Annotated in this window: 18 protein-coding genes; 12 read left to right on the forward strand and 6 right to left on the reverse strand. The window is 71.3% G+C overall.

All coding sequences use genetic code 11. The features are described 5' to 3' along the window. The first annotated feature begins 137 nt into the window (after positions 1-137). Genes ACIRVH_RS42990 through ACIRVH_RS43005 form a run of 4 tightly spaced genes read left to right on the forward strand, consistent with a single transcriptional unit; the run spans position 138 to position 5,781 of the window. The gene (locus ACIRVH_RS42990; protein WP_403965512.1) at positions 138-2,186 is read left to right on the forward strand and encodes a maltotransferase domain-containing protein; all 2,049 of its coding nucleotides are present in this window, start codon (positions 138-140) and stop codon (positions 2,184-2,186) included. Further along, on the forward strand, positions 2,183-4,417 hold the full coding sequence (gene glgB, locus ACIRVH_RS42995) for a 1,4-alpha-glucan branching protein GlgB (protein ID WP_403965513.1): 2,235 nt from the start codon (positions 2,183-2,185) through the stop codon (positions 4,415-4,417). The genes ACIRVH_RS42990 and glgB overlap by 4 nt, the downstream gene beginning before the upstream one ends. Then, complete coding sequence (locus ACIRVH_RS43000) at positions 4,414-4,848, forward strand: CoA-binding protein (protein WP_403965515.1); 435 nt, start codon at positions 4,414-4,416, stop codon at positions 4,846-4,848. The genes glgB and ACIRVH_RS43000 overlap by 4 nt, the downstream gene beginning before the upstream one ends. Positions 4,849-4,863: 15 nt before the next feature. After that, positions 4,864-5,781 carry an NAD(P)/FAD-dependent oxidoreductase gene (locus ACIRVH_RS43005; protein ID WP_403965517.1) on the forward strand — a complete coding sequence of 306 codons (918 nt, stop codon included), beginning with the start codon at positions 4,864-4,866 and terminating at the stop codon, positions 5,779-5,781. Between the two features lie 13 nt (positions 5,782-5,794). Here the strand turns inward: ACIRVH_RS43005 and ACIRVH_RS43010 are convergent, their stop codons facing one another. The 5 genes from ACIRVH_RS43010 to ACIRVH_RS43030 form a co-directional block, all read right to left on the reverse strand. Further along, the gene (locus tag ACIRVH_RS43010) at positions 5,795-6,763 is read right to left on the reverse strand and encodes an aldo/keto reductase (RefSeq protein WP_403965519.1); all 969 of its coding nucleotides are present in this window, start codon (positions 6,761-6,763) and stop codon (positions 5,795-5,797) included. Continuing rightward, positions 6,763-8,373 carry an MFS transporter gene (locus ACIRVH_RS43015; protein ID WP_403965521.1) on the reverse strand — a complete coding sequence of 537 codons (1,611 nt, stop codon included), beginning with the start codon at positions 8,371-8,373 and terminating at the stop codon, positions 6,763-6,765. Before ACIRVH_RS43015 ends, ACIRVH_RS43010 begins: the two co-directional genes overlap by 1 nt. After that, positions 8,370-9,053 carry a type 1 glutamine amidotransferase domain-containing protein gene (locus ACIRVH_RS43020; RefSeq protein ID WP_403965523.1) on the reverse strand — a complete coding sequence of 228 codons (684 nt, stop codon included), beginning with the start codon at positions 9,051-9,053 and terminating at the stop codon, positions 8,370-8,372. The genes ACIRVH_RS43015 and ACIRVH_RS43020 overlap by 4 nt, the downstream gene beginning before the upstream one ends. A 22-nt stretch (positions 9,054-9,075) precedes the next feature. After that, the gene (locus ACIRVH_RS43025) at positions 9,076-10,239 is read right to left on the reverse strand and encodes a ferritin-like protein (protein WP_403965525.1); all 1,164 of its coding nucleotides are present in this window, start codon (positions 10,237-10,239) and stop codon (positions 9,076-9,078) included. Between the two features lie 61 nt (positions 10,240-10,300). Beyond that, positions 10,301-11,692 carry an MFS transporter gene (locus ACIRVH_RS43030; protein ID WP_403965527.1) on the reverse strand — a complete coding sequence of 464 codons (1,392 nt, stop codon included), beginning with the start codon at positions 11,690-11,692 and terminating at the stop codon, positions 10,301-10,303. Between the two features lie 298 nt (positions 11,693-11,990). On the opposite strand from ACIRVH_RS43030, the gene ACIRVH_RS43035 reads away from it, so the two are divergent. The 8 genes from ACIRVH_RS43035 (at position 11,991) to ACIRVH_RS43070 (ending at position 17,872) form a co-directional block, all read left to right on the forward strand. Then, positions 11,991-12,698: a DJ-1/PfpI family protein gene (locus ACIRVH_RS43035; protein ID WP_403965529.1), complete on the forward strand. Its 708-nt coding sequence runs from the start codon at positions 11,991-11,993 to the stop codon at positions 12,696-12,698. A 31-nt stretch (positions 12,699-12,729) separates the two neighbouring features. Further along, complete coding sequence (locus tag ACIRVH_RS43040; protein ID WP_403965531.1) at positions 12,730-13,023, forward strand: putative quinol monooxygenase; 294 nt, start codon at positions 12,730-12,732, stop codon at positions 13,021-13,023. A gap of 22 nt (positions 13,024-13,045) precedes the next feature. Continuing rightward, positions 13,046-13,519: a VOC family protein gene (locus ACIRVH_RS43045; RefSeq protein ID WP_403965532.1), complete on the forward strand. Its 474-nt coding sequence runs from the start codon at positions 13,046-13,048 to the stop codon at positions 13,517-13,519. A 37-nt stretch (positions 13,520-13,556) separates the two neighbouring features. Further along, on the forward strand, positions 13,557-15,065 hold the full coding sequence (gene mftG / locus ACIRVH_RS43050) for a mycofactocin system GMC family oxidoreductase MftG (RefSeq protein ID WP_403965534.1): 1,509 nt from the start codon (positions 13,557-13,559) through the stop codon (positions 15,063-15,065). Positions 15,066-15,159: 94 nt separating this feature from the next. Continuing rightward, positions 15,160-15,585 (forward strand): ester cyclase, encoded by a 426-nt coding sequence (locus ACIRVH_RS43055; RefSeq protein ID WP_403965535.1) that lies wholly within the window; start codon positions 15,160-15,162, stop codon positions 15,583-15,585. A gap of 4 nt (positions 15,586-15,589) precedes the next feature. Then, complete coding sequence (locus ACIRVH_RS43060; RefSeq protein WP_403965537.1) at positions 15,590-16,195, forward strand: DJ-1/PfpI family protein; 606 nt, start codon at positions 15,590-15,592, stop codon at positions 16,193-16,195. 52 nt (positions 16,196-16,247) lie between these two features. Continuing rightward, complete coding sequence (locus ACIRVH_RS43065; RefSeq protein WP_403965539.1) at positions 16,248-16,634, forward strand: nuclear transport factor 2 family protein; 387 nt, start codon at positions 16,248-16,250, stop codon at positions 16,632-16,634. Between the two features lie 38 nt (positions 16,635-16,672). Further along, positions 16,673-17,872 carry a low temperature requirement protein A gene (locus ACIRVH_RS43070; RefSeq protein ID WP_403965540.1) on the forward strand — a complete coding sequence of 400 codons (1,200 nt, stop codon included), beginning with the start codon at positions 16,673-16,675 and terminating at the stop codon, positions 17,870-17,872. 627 nt (positions 17,873-18,499) lie between these two features. On the opposite strand, the gene glgA is transcribed toward ACIRVH_RS43070, so the two are convergent. Beyond that, positions 18,500-19,690, reverse strand: a complete 1,191-nt coding sequence (gene glgA, locus ACIRVH_RS43075) for a glycogen synthase (RefSeq protein WP_403965542.1) — start codon at positions 19,688-19,690, stop codon at positions 18,500-18,502. Between the last annotated feature and the right edge of the window lie 216 nt (positions 19,691-19,906).

The following is a 19,906-nucleotide window of genomic DNA, read 5'->3' on the forward strand; positions in this document are numbered from 1 at the left end:
ACGCTCGCCGCGTTGCCGAACCGCCCACGTGGCTCCGCCACGAGGGCGCTCCGGCGCCTTGCGATCGCACGCACCAGACGCCGCGCGCTGATCCGGCCGGTGATGTGACACAGGCCCTTACTTCGGTGCCAGGAGGCATGACCATGCAAGGCAAGCCCGACGTCCGTCGGCCGGCCCCCACCGTCGGCCGGATACCCGTGCGGGACGTCCGCCCCCAGGTGGACGCGGGCCGCCGCCCCGTCCGTGCCGTGCCGGGCGAGCTGTTCGAGGTGTCCGCCACCGTCTTCCGGGAGGGACACGACGCGGTCGCCGCGAACGTCGTCCTGACCGGTCCGGACGGTGTGCCCGGACCCTGGACGCCCATGCGGCTGCTCGCCCCCGGCACCGACCGGTACGCCGCGCAGGTCTCGGCCGGCCGGGAGGGCGAGTGGACGTACCGGGTCGAGGCGTGGACCGATCCCGTGGCCACCTGGCGGCATGTCGCACGCATCAAGATCCCGGCCCGGATCGATGTGGAGCTGGTCCTGGCGGAGGGCGCGCTGCTGCTGGAGCGGGCGCTGCACAAGCTGCCGGCCGGCGCTCCGGAGCGGGCCCGTGAGGCGCTCGAGACGGCGCGCGACCGGCTCCTGGACGGCAGACTCGCCCCCGACGACCGGCTCGCCGCCGCACTCGGCGCCGAGGTGACCGGCACTCTGTCCGCTCATCCGCTGCGCGAGCTGGTGACCTGCTCCGAGGAACTGCCGCTGCGCGTCGACCGGGAGCGGGCGCTGTCCGGGTCCTGGTACGAGTTCTTCCCGCGTTCCGAGGGGGCCGTGCCGGCCACGGTGAATGCCGAGGGTGTACTGGAGCCGCCCCGCTCGGGGACCCTGCGCACCGCGGCGGAGCGGCTGGAGGCCGTCGCCGCGATGGGCTTCGACGTGGTGTACCTGCCGCCCGTCCATCCCATCGGCACCACCCACCGCAAGGGCCGCGGCAACACCCTGGCCGCGGGCCCGCACGACCCGGGATCGCCGTGGGCGATCGGCTCCCCGGACGGCGGCCACGACGCCGTCCACCCGGACCTCGGCACCCTGGACGACTTCGACCACTTCGTCACCCGGGCCGCCGAACTCGGCCTGGAGGTGGCGCTCGACTTCGCGCTGCAGTGCTCGCCGGACCACCCCTGGGTCACCGAGCACCCGGAGTGGTTCCGGCACCGGCTCGACGGCTCGATCGCCTACGCCGAGAACCCGCCGAAGAAGTACCAGGACATCTATCCCCTGGACTTCGACACCGAGCCCGAGGGTCTGTACGCGGAGTGCCTGCGCGTGCTGCGCCACTGGATGGCCCACGGGGTGCGGATCTTCCGCGTGGACAACCCGCACACCAAGCCGGTGTGGTTCTGGGAGCGGCTCATCGAGGAGGTGCACTCGACCGACCCCGACGTGCTCTTCCTCGCCGAGGCGTTCACCCGTCCCGCGATGATGCACAGCCTGGCCCGGGTCGGCTTCCACCAGTCGTACACGTACTTCACCTGGCGCAACTCCAAGGAGGAGGTCGAGTCCTACCTCTCCGAACTGGCCGGGCTCGGCAGCGAGGAGAGCGCGGCCTACCTGCGGCCGAACCTCTTCGTGAACACCCCGGACATCCTCAACGCCTTCCTGCAGTACGGCGGCCGCGCGGCCTTCGCGGTCCGCGCCGTGCTCGCCGCGACGGCGGCCCCGGCCTGGGGCGTCTACTCGGGCTACGAGCTGTACGAGAACGTGCCCGCCGGACCCGGCAGCGAGGAGTACCTCGACTCGGAGAAGTACCAGTACCGGCCCAGGGACTGGAAGGCGGCCGACGCCTCCGGCGACACCCTCGCCCCGCTGATCACCACGCTCAACCGGCTGCGCCGCGACCACCCCGCCCTGCGCCAGCTGCGCAACCTGCGCTTCCACCGGGCGGACAACGACGCGGTGGTCTGCTTCTCCAAGCGGGTCGGGGACGACTGGGTGCTGGTGGTCCTCAACCTCGATCCGCACAGCGTGCGGGAGGCGACGGTCCATCTCGACCTGCCGGCCCTCGGCCTGGACCGCGCCGACACCTTCGACGCGCACGACGCGCTGTCCGGCGAGACGTACCGCTGGGGCCGCGAGAACTACGTACGCCTCGATCCGGAGCACCAGGTCGCCCACATCATCACGGACAGGACCCACCTCTCGTGAATCCGCCGGTTTCCCCCCACCCCGTCCGGACGGCCCCCGCACGGCTGCCGGCCACCGACCTCAAACGCCTGACCACCGGCGAGTCGAGCGATCCGCACGCGCTGCTCGGCCCGCACCAGGGACCCGAGGGTGTGACCCTGCGCGTCCTCAAGCCGCTCGCGGAGGCGGTGTGGGCGATCGGCCCGGCCGGGGACGTGCTGGCCGAACTGGACCACGAGGGCGGCGGCGTCTTCTCCGGGCTGCTGCCCGACGGCAGCTCCGACTACCGGCTGCGGGTGCGGTACGCCGAGTGCGACTGCGAGACGGACGACCCGTACCGCTTCCCGCCCGTGCCGGGGGAGCTGGACCTGTACCTGATCGCCGAGGGCCGGCACGAGCGGCTGTGGACGGTGCTGGGCGCGCAGGTGCGCGAGCACCGTTCCGTCACCGGCACGGCGTTCGCGGTCTGGGCGCCGAACGCCCGCGCCGTCCGGGTCGTCGGGGACTTCAACCACTGGGACGGCAGCGGGCACCCGATGCGGTCGCTGGGCACCTCCGGCGTGTGGGAGCTGTTCGTGCCGGGCGTCGGCGACGGCTGCCGGTACAAGTTCGAGATCCTCGGACCCGACGGCACCTGGCGGCAGAAGGCCGATCCGCTCGCCCGCTCGGCTCAGGCCGCGCCCGGCACCGCTTCCGTCGTCTTCGCCTCCCGCCACCGGTGGACGGATGCCGAATGGATGGCGGCACGCGGCCGGCGGCGCGCCGAGCGGGCGCCGATGAGCGTGTACGAACTGCACCTCGGCTCCTGGCGGCCGGGCCGGACCTACCGGCAGCTGGCCACCGAACTGCCCGGCTACGTCAAGGCGCTGGGCTTCACCCACGTGGAGTTCCTGCCCGTCGCCGAGCACCCGTTCCGCGGCTCCTGGGGCTACCAGGTCACCTCGTACTACGCGCCCATGGCCGCGCTCGGCACCCCCGACGACTTCCGGTACCTGGTCGACGCGCTGCACCGGGCCGGCATCGGCGTGATCCTCGACTGGGTGCCGGCACACTTCCCGAAGGACGACTGGGCGCTGGCCCGGTTCGACGGCGCCGCCCTGTACGAGCACCCCGACCCGCGGCGCGGCGAACACCCCGACTGGGGCACCCTCGTCTTCGACTACGGCCGCGAGCAGGTGCGCAACTTCCTGGTCGCCAACGCCCTGTACTGGTGCACCGAGTTCCACATCGACGGCCTCAGGGTGGATGCCGTCGCCTCCATGCTCTACCTCGACTACTCGCGTCCCGAGGGCGGCTGGCTACCCAACGCGTACGGCGGCCGGGAGCACCTGGAGGCGGTGGAGTTCCTGCAGGAGATGAACGCCGCCGTCTACCGCAGCTGCCCCGGGGTGGTCACCGTCGCCGAGGAGTCCACCGCCTGGGAGGGCGTGACCCGGCGCACCGACCACGGCGGGCTCGGCTTCGGGTTCAAGTGGAACATGGGCTGGATGCACGACTCCCTGGTCTACATGGGCAAGGACCCCGTGCACCGGCAGTACCACCACCACGCGCTGACCTTCCCCATGGTGTACGCCTACGCGGAGAACCATCTGCTGCCGATCAGCCACGACGAAGTGGTGCACGGCAAGGGCTCGTTGCTCGGGAAGATGCCCGGTGACCCCTGGCAGAGGTTCGCCAACGTGCGGGCCTATCTGGCCTTCATGTGGGGCTTCCCCGGCAAGCATCTGCTCTTCATGGGGCAGGAGTTCGCCCAGGCGAGCGAGTGGTCGCACGACACGGGGCTCGACTGGACGGCGCTCGGCCACGCTCCCCACGCGGGCGTGCGCGACCTGGTGCGCGACCTCAACGCGCACTATCTCCAGCTCCCCGCGCTGTGGGACCTGGACGCCGCCCCCGAGGGATTCAGCTGGCTGGACGCGGACGCGGCCGAGGACAACGTGTACTCCTTCGTCCGCCACGACGCCGACGGCACCCCCCTGGTGTGCGTGCACCACTTCCAGCCGAGCGTGCGCCACGGCTACCGCATCGGCCTGCCCGCCGGCGGCGAGTGGACCGAGATCCTCAACACCGACGCGGACCGCTACGGCGGCTCGGGCGTGGTCAACTCCGAGCCGCTGCAGGCCGGTCCGGTCCCCTGGCAGGGCCAGGGGTGGAGCGCCGAGGTCACCCTGCCGCCCCTGGGCGTCATCTGGCTGCGGCCGCGGCGCCGGGCCGCGGGCGGGGAACGAAACGAAGAGGGGACGTACGCATGAGCGACTACCTGTGGGACGAGTACCGGCGCATTCTCGGCGGGGCCCGCACGATCGCCGTGGTGGGCGCCTCGGCGGAGCCCGGCAAGGCCGCGCACGAGATCCCGGCCTACCTCCAGGGCAAGGGTTTCAACGTCATCCCGGTCAACCCGCACCACCGCGAGGTGCTGGGCCGGCCGGCCTTCGCCACGCTGCTCGACATCGGTGAACCGGTCGACGTCGTCGACGTGTTCCGGCCGGCGCCACAGACCCCCGCCGTGGCCCGGCAGGCCCTGGAGATCGGGGCGCGGGCCCTGTGGCTGCAGCTCGGCATCGTCTCCGACGAGGCACGTGACATCGCCGAGGCGGGCGGTCTGCGCGTGGTCATGAACCGCTGCCTCGGGGCGGTGCACGCGGAGCTGGAGCTGGCCGGGGCACTGAGCCGGACGACCTGAGAAGGGGACGGACGTATGAGGCTCGTCGACACCATCGTCGTGGGGGGCGGCCCGGCCGGTCTGTCCGCGGCGCTCTACCTGGCCCGCTACAACCGCGAGGTCCTGGTCTTCGACACCGGCCACGGGCGCTCGACGCACCACCAGACCAACCACAACTACCTCGGTTTCCCCGAGGGCATCCCCACCGTCGACCTGCGCAAACTCGGCCGGGAGCAGCTCGGCCGCTACGCCAACGCCCGGGTCCTGCACCACCTGGTCACACACGCCGAGGGCGACGCCGAGCGGGGCTTCACGGTCCGCTCCCAGGGGCACGCCTGGCGGGCCCGGGCGCTGGTGCTGGCCACCGGCGTCCTCGACCACTTCCCCCACTTCGAGGGCTGGGAGTCGTACGTCGGCCGGTCGATGTTCTGGTGCATCACCTGCGACGGGTACGAGAACCGGGGGCGGAGCATCCTGGTCGTCGGGCACACCGACGCGGCCGCCGGTGAGGCCATGCAGCTGCACAGCCTCACCGACCGGGTGCGGGTGCTGACCAACAGCGGGAGCGACGAGATCAGCCCGACGTTCCGGCGCCGTCTGGAGCGCGCCGGCATCCCGGTCGTGCACGACCGGATCGGGGAGGTCGAGGGCGCGGACGGGATGCTGTCGGCCGTGCTGACCCGCGAGGGCCGGCGGCTGGAGCTGGACGCGCTGTTCTCCCTCCAGGGCGCCACCCCCGAGACCACGCTCGCCCGGCAGCTGGGCGTCCGGCTCGCCGCCACCGGGTATGTCCAGGTGGATTCCGAGCAGAAGACCAGCGTGCCGGGCGTCTACGCGGCCGGCGACCTCACCGCGCTGCACTCCCACCAGGTGACGGCTGCCGTCCACGAGGGAGCGCAGGCGGCGTCGGCCGCCCACTACTTCCTGCATCCGCCGGAGCTGAAGGCGGACTGAGCACGGGTGCGGGTCAGCGGCGGGCGCCCTGGATCTGGGCGGCCGCCCCGGCCAGGCGGGACAGGTCGTCGGCGGCCAGCGTGAGGTCCGCGGCGGCCGTGTTCTGCTCCAGGTAGCTGATCCGCTTGGTGCCCGGGATCGGAACGATGTCGGCGCCCTGGGCGTGCACCCAGGCCAGCGCGATCTGGCCGGGCAGCACGTCGCGGGCGGCGGCGATCTCCCGGATCACGTCGACGACCTTCAGGTTGGCGTCCAGGTTGTCCTGCGAGAACCGCGGCATGTTGCGGCGCATGTCGTTCGCGGCCATGGTCTCCCGGCTGGTGACCGCGCCGGTCAGGAAGCCCCGGCCGAGCGGGGAGAACGGGACCACGCCGATGCCCAGCCGGCGGGCGGTGGGCAGGATCTCCGCCTCGATCTCGCGGCTCCACAGCGAGTACTCGCTCTGCAGGGCGGTGATCGGGTGCACGGCGTGGGCGCGCTCCAGTTCGTCCGCGGACATCTCGGAGACGCCGATGTAGCGGACCTTTCCGGCCTGCACCAGCTCCGCCATGGTGCCGATGGACTCCTCGATGGGCGTCTTCGGGTCCACCCGGTGCAGGTAGTACAGGTCGACGTGGTCCACGCCGAGGCGCTCCAGCGACTCGTCGATGCAGCCGCGGATGTAGTCCGGGTCGGCCCGCAGCACCATGCCCGTGCCGGGCTTCACGTCGACGATGCCGCACTTCGTGGCGAGGGTCACCTCGTCCCGGCGCTCCCGCAGCGCGTACCCGACCAGCTTCTCGTTGGCGCCCACGCCGTACAGGCCGGTCGCCCCGTACACGTTGGCCGTGTCGATCAGGGTGACGCCCAGATCGAGGGCCCGGTGGATGGTCCTGATCGACTCCTCGTCGTTGCCGACTCCGTACGACTGGCTCATGCCCATGCAGCCGAGTCCCTGTGCGGAGACCCGCAGACCCTGGCTGCCCAGAGCGACCTGACGCATCAGTGTTTCCCTTCGTGGTGATGGAACCAGTGGCTGAGCCGGCGGCCCACCGCGTGGCCGCCGGTCAGCAGGTAGAACGCGTGCGCGAGCCCGGTCCGCCGGCCGTGCCGCACCCACAGGAAGTGGTGGTGGGGCCGGCTGTCGTGCGGGTTCGGAAGTGCATAGACCAGGACGAACGACACCAGACTAAGCGCCGCCATGAGCAACAGGGCCGATTGATAGGCGACTTGGTAACGGCTTGACGCTGTGGCCGTGCCCGGACGGGCGCCGAGGACGGAGAAGACCGTACCGATTCCGGCCACCCCGAGAGCCTGGCCGATCTGGAACGCGGTGGTCAGCGCACCCGAGGCGGAGCCCTTGTCGGAGGGACGGATACCGGTCAGGACGACACCGATCAGCGGGGACATCGTCAGGCCCTGGGCGGTGCCGATCAGCAGCAGGGGCAGGGCCAGCTCGCCCGCCGACAGGCCGGTGCCGGCGCGGTGCACGGTGGCCCACGCGGCGATCAGACCGCCGAGCAGCAGCACGTGCCCGAGCACCAGCACGGACCGGCCGAGTCGCGGGACGAGCCGGGGCACCACCAGGGACGAGGCGAAGAACGCGATGCCGACCGGGGCGAACGCGAGCCCCGCCTGGAGCGGGTCGAGTCCGAGGCCGACCTGGAAGGTCAGCGAGGTGTAGACGGCGAGGCCGACGATGGTGATGAAGTACAGGACGCCGATCGCGATGCCCACGCCGAACGCCCGCTGCCGGAACAGGGACGGGCGCAGCAGCGGGGTGCGGCCGGTCCGGTCCAGGCGTTGCTCGTACCGGACGAACAGGGTGAACCCGGGGACGGCGGCGGCGAACATCACCCAGGTCCACCAGGCCCAGCCCACGCCGGGACCGATCAGCAGCGGCAGCACGAGCAGCAGCAGGGCGCCGCCGAGCAGGCCGGTGCCGGCGAGGTCGATGTGGGGGCGGCCGGCGGGTTTGTCCCGGGCCATGACCCGGCGGCCGGTGAGCAGCGCGGTGGTGCCGAGCGGGACCAGCACCAGGAAGGCGGGGCGCCAGGCCAGCCCTGCCAGGTTCAGCTGGATCAGTGCGCCGCCGACGAGCTGGCCGACGACGATGGCGACGCCGATGGTGGCGCCGAACAGGCCGAGCGCGAAGTTGCGTTCGGCGCCCTCGAAGGTGTCCTGGATGATCGACAGAATCTGCGGGTAGATCAGCGCGGCGCCGAAGCCCTGCACCAGCCGGGCCCCGATGAGCACGGGCGCGTTGGGCGCGAGGCCGCTGACCAGCACGGCGGCGGTGAACAGGACGAGTCCGCCGAGCAGCACGCGCCGGCGGCCCATGACGTCACCGAGCCGGCCGCCGGTGATCAGGAAGACGGCGTACACCAGCCCGTACCCGGCCACCACGAGCTGCACGGCTCCGAACCCGACGTGCAGGGTCGCCTGGAGGGACGGCATCGCGAGGTTGGCGATGGACACTCCGCCGACGACCAGGAAGGTGCAGGTGAGTCCGACGGCGAGGACGAACCAGCGGGCGCGGCCGGTGGGCGCGGCGGTGAGGGGCGCGTCCGGATCGGCTGCCCCGACCGCCTCCCCGGTCGTCGGTGCCGTCATGCGGACGCCAGGGCCAGGACCGTCGCCACGGCCGTGTCCGTGGCCGAGGCCGGGTTCTGACCGGTGACCAGACGGCCGTCGGTCACCGCGTGGGCGGCGAACTCGGGGGCGCTCTCGTGCTTGCCGCCCAGCTCCTCCAGGGCGGTCTGGAGCGCGAAGGGAACGACGCCGGTCAGGCCCATCGCGGCCTCCTCGGCGTTGCTGAACCCGGTCAGCCGCTTGCCCTCGACCAGCGGGCGGCCGTCGGAGAGCCGCACCCCGACCAGTGCCGCCGGGCCGTGGCACAAGGCCGCGACCACGCCGCCGGCCTCGTAGACGTCCCGGGCGAGCTCCGCCAGGGCCTCGTTGCCGGGGAAGTCCCACATGGTGCCGTGGCCGCCCGCGAAGAAGACCGCGTCGTAACGGGCCGGGTCCACGTCCTCGGCGCGAAGCGTGTCGGCCAGCTTCGCGCTCATCTCCGGGTCCTCCAGGAAGGCCTTCTGGACCCTGTCGTCCATGTCGACGCCGGAGGCCGGGGGGCGGCCGCCGCGCACCGACGCGAGGTCGACGCGGTGGCCGGCCTCGCTGAACACCCGCCACGGGTGAGCGACTTCGGGCATGTAGTAGCCGGTGGCGCGGCCGGTGTCGCCCAGCTCCGCGTGGCTGGTGAGGACGATGAGGACCGTCTTCGTACGGGACATGGTCGGTCTCCTGAGGGGGACGTCAGGCCTGGGGAGCGGCGAGGTTGCGGAAACGGGGGCCGTAGAACACCGGCCGGTCGAGGTCGGTGTAGTTGTGCAGGAAGCCGAACTCGGCCGGGTACAGGCGCGGCAGGTCGTCGATGAGCGCGGGCGGGATCTGGCGCTGCATGAAGGTGAAGGAGGAGAACACCCGCAGCTTCATCATGTTGTGGACCGCCTCGCCGAAGGTCGGCCACTGCTGCTCGGGATCGCCGTTCCACATCGCGTCGAGGTGGGCCATCATGGCGGTGTAGTCCTGGTCGAAGACGAGCAGCGCCTCCGTGACCTCCTTGCCGTCCGGGTCCTCGGCCAGCAGCTTGTCGTAGCCGTCCGCCGGGACCGCGAGGGTGTTGATCACCGAGGGCCAGTCGATCTTCGCGCCCTGGAAGTGCACGGCCTCGGTCTCGGGAGTCAGCTCGACCGCCGGCTCGGGCTCACGGTAGGTGCGCCCGTACCAGAGCTCCGCGAACTTCCCGTAGTGGGACTCCTCGTGCTGGTAGGCGGCGCCGGTGCGGATCGTCCCGCTGGTCGCGCCCTCCCCCTGCTGCAGGATCTCGTCGATGCCCTCGAGCAGCTGGTCCACCGGGTCGACCCCCGGCGTCGGCACGATGGTCTTGAAGCCGATGTTGTCGCCGACCTGGTTGGCCACCCCGCCACCCTGCACGGCGGCGCGGAGTTCGGCGGCGTTGGCGACGATGGCGTTCTTGATCTGGGCGTAGAGCTTGCCGATGGTCGGGAAGTCCTCGTGGCCGTACTCCTCCGGCAGCAGGAAGAGCGGGGACTCCAGCCGCATGAAGTTGCGCAGCTGCGGCTTGGAGAGCCTGGCGAGCCCGATGTGCAGGTCCGGCTCCACACCGCCGGGCAGGCCGTGCGACGGGAACTTCGGGTCGAGGTCCTTGATCCTGGGCCGGCCGCCGATCGCGGCGAGCATGTTGGCGGCGATGGACATGTGCACCATCTCCTCCATCAGCACGCTGCGGATCGTGTTGTAGCTGGTGAAGTTCTGCACCTCCAGCGAGAGCATCGCCGAGGTGTAGATGGGCAGGGTGGAGTGCTCCAGCTCGATCGCCGTCTGGAGTGCGGAGCGGATCCAGGCGACGTTGTGCCGGACCGGGGCCTTGACGGGCTCGTCCTGGGCGGTGGTCATGGCGCGCTTCCTTTCATCGGGTGGGTCGGGCGAGGGGAAGGGGCGTGTGCCGCCCGGTCGTTCAGGCGTCCTGCGCGGCCTTCGCCCGGCTGAGCAGGCCCACCAGGAGCAGCGAGCCGAGGCCGAGCACGAGGACGGCGAGGCCGATCCGGTGCATCGAGACCAGCGTTCCGAGTACGGCGACGCCCAGCGCCGAGCCGGCCTGGCGGGAGGCGTTCAGCGCCCCCTGGGCGGTGGCGGCGAACTGCTGCGGCGCGGCCGTCGCCATGTCGGCGGTCGAGGCCGGGATCGACGTGGTGGCGCACAGGGCGAGGGCCAGCTGGGCCGCGACGAGGAGCGCGAGGGGGGTCTCGGTCCCCGAGAAGGACAGGATCAGGCCGGAGAGGGCACCGGCGGAGAGACCGAAGAGGATCAGCGGCCGGGTTCCGATCTTCGCGACCAGGCGGCCGGTGAAGAACGGCAGCACTGCGAGCGGCAGCGTCATGGGCAGGAACGCGAGCCCGGTCCGGAGCGCCGACATCTGCCGTTCCTCGACCATCCACTGGGTCATCGCGAACAGCAGCCCGTAGAAGGCGAACGAGGCGGCGGAGCCGGCCACCAGGTCGGCTCGCACCCGGGACAGCGAGAGCAGCGCCGGGGGCAGCGCCGGGTCCTGGGCACGGCGTTCCACGAAGGCGAGCGCGACGAAGGCCAGCACCGCGATCGCGATGGCGGCCACCGGCACGGCGCGCGCCCAGCCGTCGGTGCCGCCGTCGACCAGGCCGAAGGTGAGTGAGCCCAGGCCGACGACGGACAGCAGCAGGCCCGGGTAGTCGATCGGGCGGTGGGTGGCGGGCCGGTCGGCCGACAGGTTCCGCGCCAGGACCACGGTGATCAGCGCGATCGGCGGGTTGACGAGGAAGACCAGCTGCCAGCCGCCGAGGGCGACCAGGGCACCGCCGAGCACGGGTCCCGAGACCAGACCGAGCGCGCTGATCGCCGCCCAGGCACCGACGGCGCGGGAGCGTTTGGCGGGGTCCGGGTACAGCCCGGCGAGCAGGGCCAGCGAGGCGGGCACCAGCCCCGCCGCGGCGACGCCCAGCAGCGCACGTCCGGCGATGAGCAGCCCGGCGGAGTTCGCCGCCGCGCACAGCGCCGAGACGACGCCGAACGAGATCAGGGCCGCACGGTAGATCCGGCGCGGTCCCCAGCGGTCCGCGATGGAACCGGCGGCCAGCATCAGGCCGGCGAACACCACGGTGTACGCGTCCACCGTCCACGGCAGCGCACTTGCCGAGGCGTGCAGGTCGGCGCGCAGGTCCGGCACCGCCACGTTCAGGATGGAGGCGTCGAGCAGGACCAGGAAGTTGCCCACGACGATGCCTGCGAAGCGACCCGCCGTGCGCGTGCTCCGTCGTGCCCGCCGGCTCTCGCCGGCCGGCCGAGTCAGCAGCTCAGAGCTCTCAGAAGTCATGGCGCCAGGCTTCCCGGCCCGCGTGCGGGCGGCCAGAAACCCGGATGGACTTCGTGAACTCGGCCTGATGCGCGTGCCGTCGGCAGCCGTCGCCGCAGCTCCGACCGCCGTACCGGATGCGGCTGCGAACTGTGCGGACCAGAAAGCGCAGCCGAGTTCAGGAAGTAGCCGCGGGAGGCTCTGAGGATATTCCGGGGCGCGCTAGCTTCGCCACCAGAGACCGGGAATTCCGTGCAGCGCCGGGACATTGGGCGAATGCCGCGGGCCGGTAATCCGGAGTGGAGCGGAGAAGGATTCCATGACTGAGATCAAGAGCATCGGTGTGCTCGCGTACGACCGCTGCAGCGAGTCGGACACCATCATTCCCTGGGAGATCCTGATCGGTGTCGCGGTCTATCTGAAGGAAACGACCGGCGAGGACATCGAGGTCAAGCTGGTGGCCCTGGAAGAGGGTCCGGTCACCATGCAGATGGGCGCGAAGGTCGAGCCGCACGCGGTGCTCCAGGACGACGACCTCTACGACGTGCTGTACATCCCGGGTGGCCGCGGCTCCGGTGTCGCCACGAAGAACGAGCGGATCCTCGACACGATCCGGCACCACCACGTCAACGGAAAGTTCATCGGCGCCAACTGCGTCGGCGTCGGCATCCTGCAGCGCGCCGGAATCCTCGGCAAGACCCCGGTGACCTGCAGCCCGCCCATCTCCCGCCGGCTCAAGGAGGAGGGCGCCAACGTCGTGGAGCCGCGCCGGATGTGGCTCGGCGCGCCGGAGGACCGCATCTGGACCACCGCCGGTGCCGCGTCGATCAACGCCGGCACCCTCGCGATGGTCAACCACCTGTTCGGCGACGAGGTCGGCAAGGAGATGTCGATGTGGTTCGACACCCGCGCCGCCGAGGGCCACGCCCTGTTCGGCCCGGTGGGCACCGAGCTGTTCGGATACCCCGAGGCCGAGGCCAAGATCCAGGACGAGACCGCGGACATCCTGCTGCCGCCGCTGCACTGACGCCCCGCCGGCCGAGCAGACTGGAGGACCAGTGATCACGTGCACCACCGTCCTGGACGTCGCCGAGGGCAGTGAGGAGCCCTTCGAGAGGGTGCTGAGGCTCCTGGTGAAGCAGGTCAGGGAGAACGAGCCCGGCACTCCGGTGTTCGAGTTCGTACGCCACCGGACCACGCCCCGCCGGTATCTCGTCGTCGAGCAGTACGTGGACGACGCGGCTCTCGCCGAGCACAGCGCCAAGGAATACCTCAAGGAAATCGTCCCGGAAATGCTGACGTACCTCGCGCAGCCGCCGCAGCTCGACGCGTACGACCCGGTCGACCAGTGAACGGGAAATTCAGGGAGCGGAGATGAGCGAGCAGCCCTACTTCCACATCGGTGTGGTCGTGCCCGATCTGGAGGCGGCGATCGAATACTACTCGCGGATACACGGGCTCGAATTCACCAAGCCCGCGCACGTGACGAATCCGCGACTCGAGGATCCGCACCCGCACGAGCAGGTCGTGCATGTGGCCTTCTCGAAACAGGGCCCGCCGTACTACGAGTTGATCGAGTCCGACGGGGACGAGGGAATCTTCTCGTCCGACAAGGAGGGCCGGATCCTCTACCTGGGGCTCTGGGAGCCGGACATGGAAGGCCGGCTCGAGGCCCTGCAGGCCGAGGGGATCGCCGTCGAAGCGGCCTCCCGGAGCGCGGAGGGCGCCACCCCGGGCTGGATCATCACGGAGCCCGACGCCCTGGGGGTCCGGTACGAGTACGTCGATCTCGCCGAGAAGCCGGCCATCGAGACCTGGATCGAGACCGATGAGTTCCCGGGCCTGTGAACCCGGACCCCGGTAGCGGTTCGGAGAGGGAGAACCCATGAAGTATGACCACATAGTCGTCGGCGCGGGCTCCTCGGGTGCCGTGCTCGCGAGCCGACTCACCGAGGACACCGGCGTCAACGTCCTGCTCCTCGAAGCCGGACCCGACTGGGCGGACGTCTCCCAGATCCCCGGCGACATCACGAACGCGCGGACCGTGTCCGTGGAGGAGCACGACTGGGGCTACACGGCCGAGGCCGTGCCGGGCCGTTCGCTGACGTACGCCCGCGGCAAGGTGGCCGGCGGCTGCTCGGCCGTCAACGGCGCCATCGCGCTGCGCGGCATCCCGGCGGACTACGACGAGTGGGCCCAGCTGGGCAACGACTCGTGGTCGTGGAACGAACTCCTCCCGTACTTCCGCCGGATCGAGGACGACCAGGACTTCGACGGCCCGTTCCACGGCAAGGGCGGCCCCACTCCGATCGTCCGGCACACCCGGGACCAGCTGGTGCCCTTCCAGGCGGCCTACCTGGAGGCCTGCATCGACCAGGGCTTCGGCTACGTCGAGGACCACAACGACCCGGAGTCCACCGGTGTCGGCATGATCCCCATGAACCGCCGCGGCGACCTGCGGGTCTCCACCGCCGTCGCCTACCTCACCGAGGCCCGCAGGCGGAAGAACCTCACCATCCGCTCGGGCGCGACCGTGCACCGGGTGCTCTTCGAGGGCACCAGGGCGGTCGGCGTCGAGGTGGAGACCGGCGGCCGACTGGAGAAGATCAGCGCCGACCACGTCACGCTCTCCGCCGGCGCCCTCAACTCGCCCGCGATCCTGCTGCGTTCCGGCGTCGGCCCGAAGGAGCAGCTGCGCGCCCTCGGCATCGAGGTCGTCCTCGACCAGCCGAACGTCGGCGAGAACCTGATCGAGCACCAGCAGATCACGGTGGGCCTGCTGCCCAGGGACGGCGTCACCGACCCGGACGACCCGGACGTCCAGGTCCTGGTCCGGTACACCAATCCGGGCTCGCAGAACTTCAACGACATGCAGATGTACTTCGTCAGCCGCTATGTCGAGGTCACCCACCGGCCGATCAGCGTGATGAGCGTGCTGCAGAAGCCGGAGTGCCGCGGCCGGGTCTCGCTCGGCAGCGCCGACCCCACGGTGCAGCCGGACATCTTCCTCAACTCCTACGGCACCGACGCCGACCGCAGGATCGCCCTGGACGGGGTCCGGCAGGCCTGGGACATCGCCAACTCCAAGCAGATCCGCGACCTCTCCAGCGGCCTGTCCGAGAAACTGACGCAGCGCCAGGTGAACGACGACGCCCTGCTGCTGCAGTACATCCGGGAGAACTCCGCCACCCTGTGGCACCCGGTCGGCACCACGAAGATGGGCCCGAGCAGCGACGAGAGCGCGGTCGTGGACCAGCGGCTGCGGGTGCACGGCCTGGAGAACCTGAGCGTGGTCGACGCCTCCGTGATGCCGACGCACGTCAGCGCCAACCCCAACCTGACCTGCTACGTCATCGGCGAGCGCGCCGCCGAGTGGTTCCTCGCGGACGCCTGAGCGGGCGCCCGGACCACCCGGCCGGGTCCGGACCGCCGGCGCAGTCCCGGACGGTCCGGACCCGGTGACCCCATGAAGCCAAAGGAGTTGACCCATGGCCGAAGTTTCCGACGAGGGCTCCAAGCTCGTCCGGACGTACTACGAGCAGTTCCTGACCGCTCCGGGCGATCTGAAGATCGCGGACGAGATCCTCGCCGCCGACGTGGTGTTCGACAACCCGATCTCCCCGGACGGCATCCACGGCCTGCCCGCGTACAAGGAGTTCGCGCTGCGCTGGTACGGCGGTTTCCCGGACCGTGTCTTCACCATCGAGGAGCTGCTGGAGCAGGGGGACAAGGTCGCCGCGTCCTTCACCATCACCGGCACCCACAACGGTGTGTTCATGGGCGCGGCCCCCACCGGCGAGCACATCACGGTCCGCGGCGCGAACATCTTCCGGATCGAGGAGGGGCGCATCAAGGAGGTCCACGCCTTCTTCGACCCGCGCCAGCTGCTCGGCCCGCTCGGCCTGGGGGCGTGAACCGGTGCCGGCGCCCAAGGGCCGTATCGCGGTCCTGATCGAGGAGCACTTCGACCCGTCGGAGTTCCGTGACTTCAACGCGTACTTCCCCGCGCAGGGCTACGCCGTCGACTACGTCTCCCACCTGTGGGGCCAGCCCTCGCTGACCTTCGGCAGCAACCCCGACAACGGCTATGTCGAGGAGCACGTCACCGTCACCATCGAGGTGGGCTCGCTGGACCTGGCCGACTACGCGGGCGTGATCCTGATCGGCGCGTACGCCATGGACCGGCTGCGCTACCAGGTCGAGGTGCCGGGTCCGGGCAGCCGCAACAAGGCACCCGCCGTGGAGTTCCTGCGCGCCGCGATGGCCGCGCCGGGCTTCAAGGTGGGCACCATCTGCCACTCGCTGTGGCTGCTGTGCGCCGACCGCGCCCTGCTGGCGGGCCGCAGGGTGACCTGCGCCCACAACATCGTCTGCGATGTGGAGAACGCCGGCGCCGAGATCGTCTACGCGGGCAACGGCACCGCGGACCTGGTGATCGACGGCGACCTGATCACGGCCAAGCACCCGCAGGTGACGGGGGAGTTCATGGCCGCCTTCGTGCGCGAGATCGAGGCGGCCGCCTGACCCCGACACCCCCACACCCACGTACCCACGTCATCACGTACGGAGAAGTGTCATGCCAGAGCAGCAGCAGATCCGCGCCGCCGTCGAGGGGTACGCGGAGAGTTTCACGAAGCAGGACCGGGAGCGGTTCGCCGCCCTGCTCGCCGCGAACGTGGTCCAGTACGAGCCGGTCGGCGGGCCCGCCAACCGTGGCCGGGCCGCGGTGACCGCCTTCTTCGACGGCGTCTTCGAGGTGATCGACCGCGTGGAGTTCCGCGTCACCGACCTGGTGATCACCGGGGACGAGGCCGCGTTCACCTTCCACATCACCGCCCACAAGAAGGACGGCGGGGTGGTCGAGGACCGCGGCATCGACACCTTCCGGGTCGGCGACGACGGCCTGATCACCGAGATCAAGGGCTACCACGACGACGCCCACACCCAGGTCGCCGGGGGTTGATCGGCGTGCGGGGGGCGGCGGGCGCGCCGGAGGCGGGTGTGGCGCGCGGCACGTACACCGGCAAGGTGCACCTGCACCGGGGGCGGGTGCGGCTCAGGGTGCCGGAGGAGGGGCACCACCGGGCCGCCTCGCCCCTGGAGCTGTTCTTCGACCTGGTCTTCGTGGTGGCCGTCGCGGAGCTGACCCAGGTCCTGCTGCACGCCCCGACCTGGGCGGGGGTGCTGCGCTTCGGGGCGCTGTTCGTCCCGATCTGGTGGGCCTGGGTCGGCTACTCCTTCTACGCCGACCGCTTCGACAACGACGACCGGTTCTACCGGCTCATCATGATCATCGCGATGATGTCGGTCCTGTCGGTGTCGGTGGCCGTACCCCAGGCCTTCACGGGCACCGCCGGGGCGAAGCGCTTCGCCCTCGGCTATTTCCTCGTACGCCTGATCCTGCTGGGCCTCTACCTGCGGGCCCACTACCACGTGCCCCGGGCCCGCACCCTGACCCGCCGCTTCCTCCAGGGCTACGGTCTCGGCGCCGCGGTCTGGGGAGCGTCGGCCCTCCTGCCGGCCCCCTACTGCTACGCCCTGTGGGCCGCGGGCCTGCTGGCGGAGCTTCTGACCCCCATCCTGTCCGCCTCCGCGGTGGCCCGGGTGCCGTTCAACGCCTCGCACATCCCGGAGCGGTTCGGCCTGTTCACCATCATCGTGCTGGGGGAGGTCGTGGCCCTCAACGCGACCGGGATAGCCGCCAGCGGGCTGCGGCCCGAAACCCTCGCCGTCGTGGCGGGCTCCTTCCTGATCGCCGCCTGTCAGTGGTGGCTGGTCTTCGACCACGTCGACGCCTCACCGCTGCGCAAGTGGCGGCTGACCGGCCAGGCGTACGTCTACGGTCACGTCTTCGTGCACGGCGGCATCACCGTGACCGGCGTCGGCGGACTGCTCGCCGCACAGGCGGCCAACGCCCGCGGCCACGGCCACGCGGCCCTGGCCGGCGGTCCGGTGCTGTGCTTCGGCATGGCCGTGTTCCTGCTCGGGGTGGGCGGCATCCACCTGACCAACGTGGGTGTACGGGGCGACCTGCGCGCCTGGTCCCGCCTCGGCCTCGGCGCGGTCTTCACCCTCTTCGGCGTGGCCGGCGGCGACCTGCCCACGCTCCTCCTGGAAGCGGTACTGGTGCTCGGCCTGTCCTGCCAGATCCTCATCGAGACCCGAGCACCGGCGGTACCCCACACACTGCACAACACCTGAAACCACCACACCCAGCCCGAGGAGGACGGCCCCCGAGGCCCCCTCCTCGGGCCACCCTCGTCCCCGAAGCCCCCTCACCCACACCCCCGAACACCGAGCTGACCACACGAGACCACCCGGCCACTCAGGCCCGGCGACGTCGAGTTCACTGCACGAGGCCCCCGGGCCACGCACGCCCGGCGACGTCGAGTCAGCTGCGCGAGGCCGCCCGGCCACCCGCGCCCGCCGATGGCGAGTTCGTTGCGCGAGGCTGCCGGGCGGCTCGCGCTCGGCGATGGCGAGTTCGCTGCGCGAGGGCGCCCGACCACCCGCGCCTGGCGACGGCGAGTCAGCTGCACGAGGCTGCCGGGCAGCTCGCGCCCGGCGACGTCGAGTTCGCTGCGCGAGGGCGCCCGGCCACCCGCGCCTGGCGATGGCGAGTTCGTTGCGCGAGGCTGCCGGGTGGCTCGCGCTCGGCGATGGCGAGTTCGTTGCGCGAGGGCGCCCCGCCACCCGCGCCCGCCGACGGCGAGTCCGCCCCACCAGGGCCACCCGCACCCGACGACGATTGCTGCACGGGTGGTGCGGGTGGGAAACCGAACCCGGCCGGAGGCCGGGCGCCGGGCGCCCACCCACCCGCACCGCTCCTCAGCCCAGCACCCCCCGGTACACGTCCAACACCCTCTCGGCCGCCGCCCGCCACGAGAACCGCTCCCGCGCCCGCACCCGCCCCGCCTCCCCCATCGCCCGCGCCCGCTCCGGCTCCCCGAGCAACCGGTTCACCGCAGCGGCGAACTCGGACGAGAACCGCTTGGGATCCAGCGGCGTCCCCGTACCGTCCCGCTCCTGCTCGACCGGCACCAGCAGACCGGTCACCCCGTTGTCCACCACCTCCGGAATCCCTCCGGTCGCGGTGGCCACCACGGCCGTACCGCAGGCCATCGCCTCCAGATTGACGATGCCCATCGGCTCGTACAGCGACGGACACACGAACACACGTGCATGGGTGAGCAGTTGCCGCAGCGAGACCGTGTCGAGCATGCCGTCGATGCGCACGACACCCCCTCTGCTCCGCCGCAACTCGTCTACCAGCGCGGCCGTCTCCGCCGCGATCTCCGGGGTGTCCGGCTGCCCGCAGCACAGCACCAGCTGGGCCGCCGGGTCCAACTCGAAGGCGGCGCGCAGCAGATGAGGCAGCCCCTTCTGCCGGGTCACCCGCCCTACGAAGAGCACGATCGGCCGGTCCGGGTCGATGCCGTACCGCTCCAGCGCGGCCGTGCCCGGGTCCGGCCGGTGCACCTCGGTGTCGATGCCGTTGTGCACGACGTGGACCCGCTCCGGGTCGACGTCCGGATACACGCGCAGGACGTCCTCGCGCATGCCGTGCGACACGGCGATCACCGCGTCCGCCGTCGTCACGGCGGCACGTTCCACCAGCGAGGACAGCCGGTAGCCGCCCCCCAGCTGCTCCGCTTTCCACGGCCGCAGGGGTTCGAGGCTGTGCGTGGTCACCACGTGCGGGATGCCGTACAGCGTCCGGGCCAGCTGGCCGGCGGAGTTCGCGTACCAGGTGTGGCTGTGCACCAGGTCGGCTCCCTCGCAGCCGGCACCCATCTCGACGTTCGTGGCGAGGGTGCGCAGTACGGGGTTGGCGCCGTCCTTCAGGTGCGGTTCCCGGTACGCGGACACCCCCGGCTCCGGGCGCGGCTCGCCGAAGCAGCGCACCCGCAGGTCCACCAGGGTGCGCAGCTGCCGGGCGAGTTCCGTGACGTGCACACCGGCTCCGCCGTAGACGGCGGGCGGGAATTCCTTGGTGAGCAGATCCACGCGTGTGTTCATCCGTACTTCCTGACGTCTACGGCCGTGAGCGGCGGTGTCCGTGCATGCCGAGGCCCGGTCTCCGAGGGGGGAGGCGCGGGGCGGAGCGCGGGAAGGGGCATGTCTGTGCCTGGTGGTGCCCGGTGTGACCAGGGAATCCGCGGCCTCGCGACGACGGGGGTCGGTTTCGGAGGCCGCGGACCCCGAATCCACGCTAGAGCGAGACGGGTGTGGCGC

This window comes from Streptomyces sp. NPDC101165 (assembly GCF_044768135.1).
Taxonomy (GTDB): Bacteria; Actinomycetota; Actinomycetes; order Streptomycetales; family Streptomycetaceae; genus Streptomyces.

Bases quoted from the DNA above. Each gene is read 5' to 3' on its own strand.
- mftG (WP_403965534.1), top strand. From the start codon at position 13,557: ATGAAGTATGACCACATAGTCGTCGGCGCGGGCTCCTCGGGTGCCGTG.
- ACIRVH_RS43005 (WP_403965517.1), top strand. From the start codon at position 4,864: ATGAGGCTCGTCGACACCATCGTCGTGGGGGGCGGCCCGGCCGGTCTG.
- glgA (WP_403965542.1), bottom strand. From the start codon at position 19,690: ATGAACACACGCGTGGATCTGCTCACCAAGGAATTCCCGCCCGCCGTC.
- ACIRVH_RS43000 (WP_403965515.1), top strand. From the start codon at position 4,414: ATGAGCGACTACCTGTGGGACGAGTACCGGCGCATTCTCGGCGGGGCC.
- ACIRVH_RS43035 (WP_403965529.1), top strand. From the start codon at position 11,991: ATGACTGAGATCAAGAGCATCGGTGTGCTCGCGTACGACCGCTGCAGC.
- ACIRVH_RS43020 (WP_403965523.1), bottom strand. From the start codon at position 9,053: ATGTCCCGTACGAAGACGGTCCTCATCGTCCTCACCAGCCACGCGGAG.
- ACIRVH_RS42990 (WP_403965512.1), top strand. From the start codon at position 138: ATGACCATGCAAGGCAAGCCCGACGTCCGTCGGCCGGCCCCCACCGTC.
- ACIRVH_RS43025 (WP_403965525.1), bottom strand. From the start codon at position 10,239: ATGACCACCGCCCAGGACGAGCCCGTCAAGGCCCCGGTCCGGCACAAC.
- ACIRVH_RS43065 (WP_403965539.1), top strand. From the start codon at position 16,248: ATGCCAGAGCAGCAGCAGATCCGCGCCGCCGTCGAGGGGTACGCGGAG.
- ACIRVH_RS43030 (WP_403965527.1), bottom strand. From the start codon at position 11,692: ATGACTTCTGAGAGCTCTGAGCTGCTGACTCGGCCGGCCGGCGAGAGC.
- ACIRVH_RS43015 (WP_403965521.1), bottom strand. From the start codon at position 8,373: ATGACGGCACCGACGACCGGGGAGGCGGTCGGGGCAGCCGATCCGGAC.
- ACIRVH_RS43055 (WP_403965535.1), top strand. From the start codon at position 15,160: ATGGCCGAAGTTTCCGACGAGGGCTCCAAGCTCGTCCGGACGTACTAC.
- ACIRVH_RS43045 (WP_403965532.1), top strand. From the start codon at position 13,046: ATGAGCGAGCAGCCCTACTTCCACATCGGTGTGGTCGTGCCCGATCTG.
- ACIRVH_RS43010 (WP_403965519.1), bottom strand. From the start codon at position 6,763: ATGCGTCAGGTCGCTCTGGGCAGCCAGGGTCTGCGGGTCTCCGCACAG.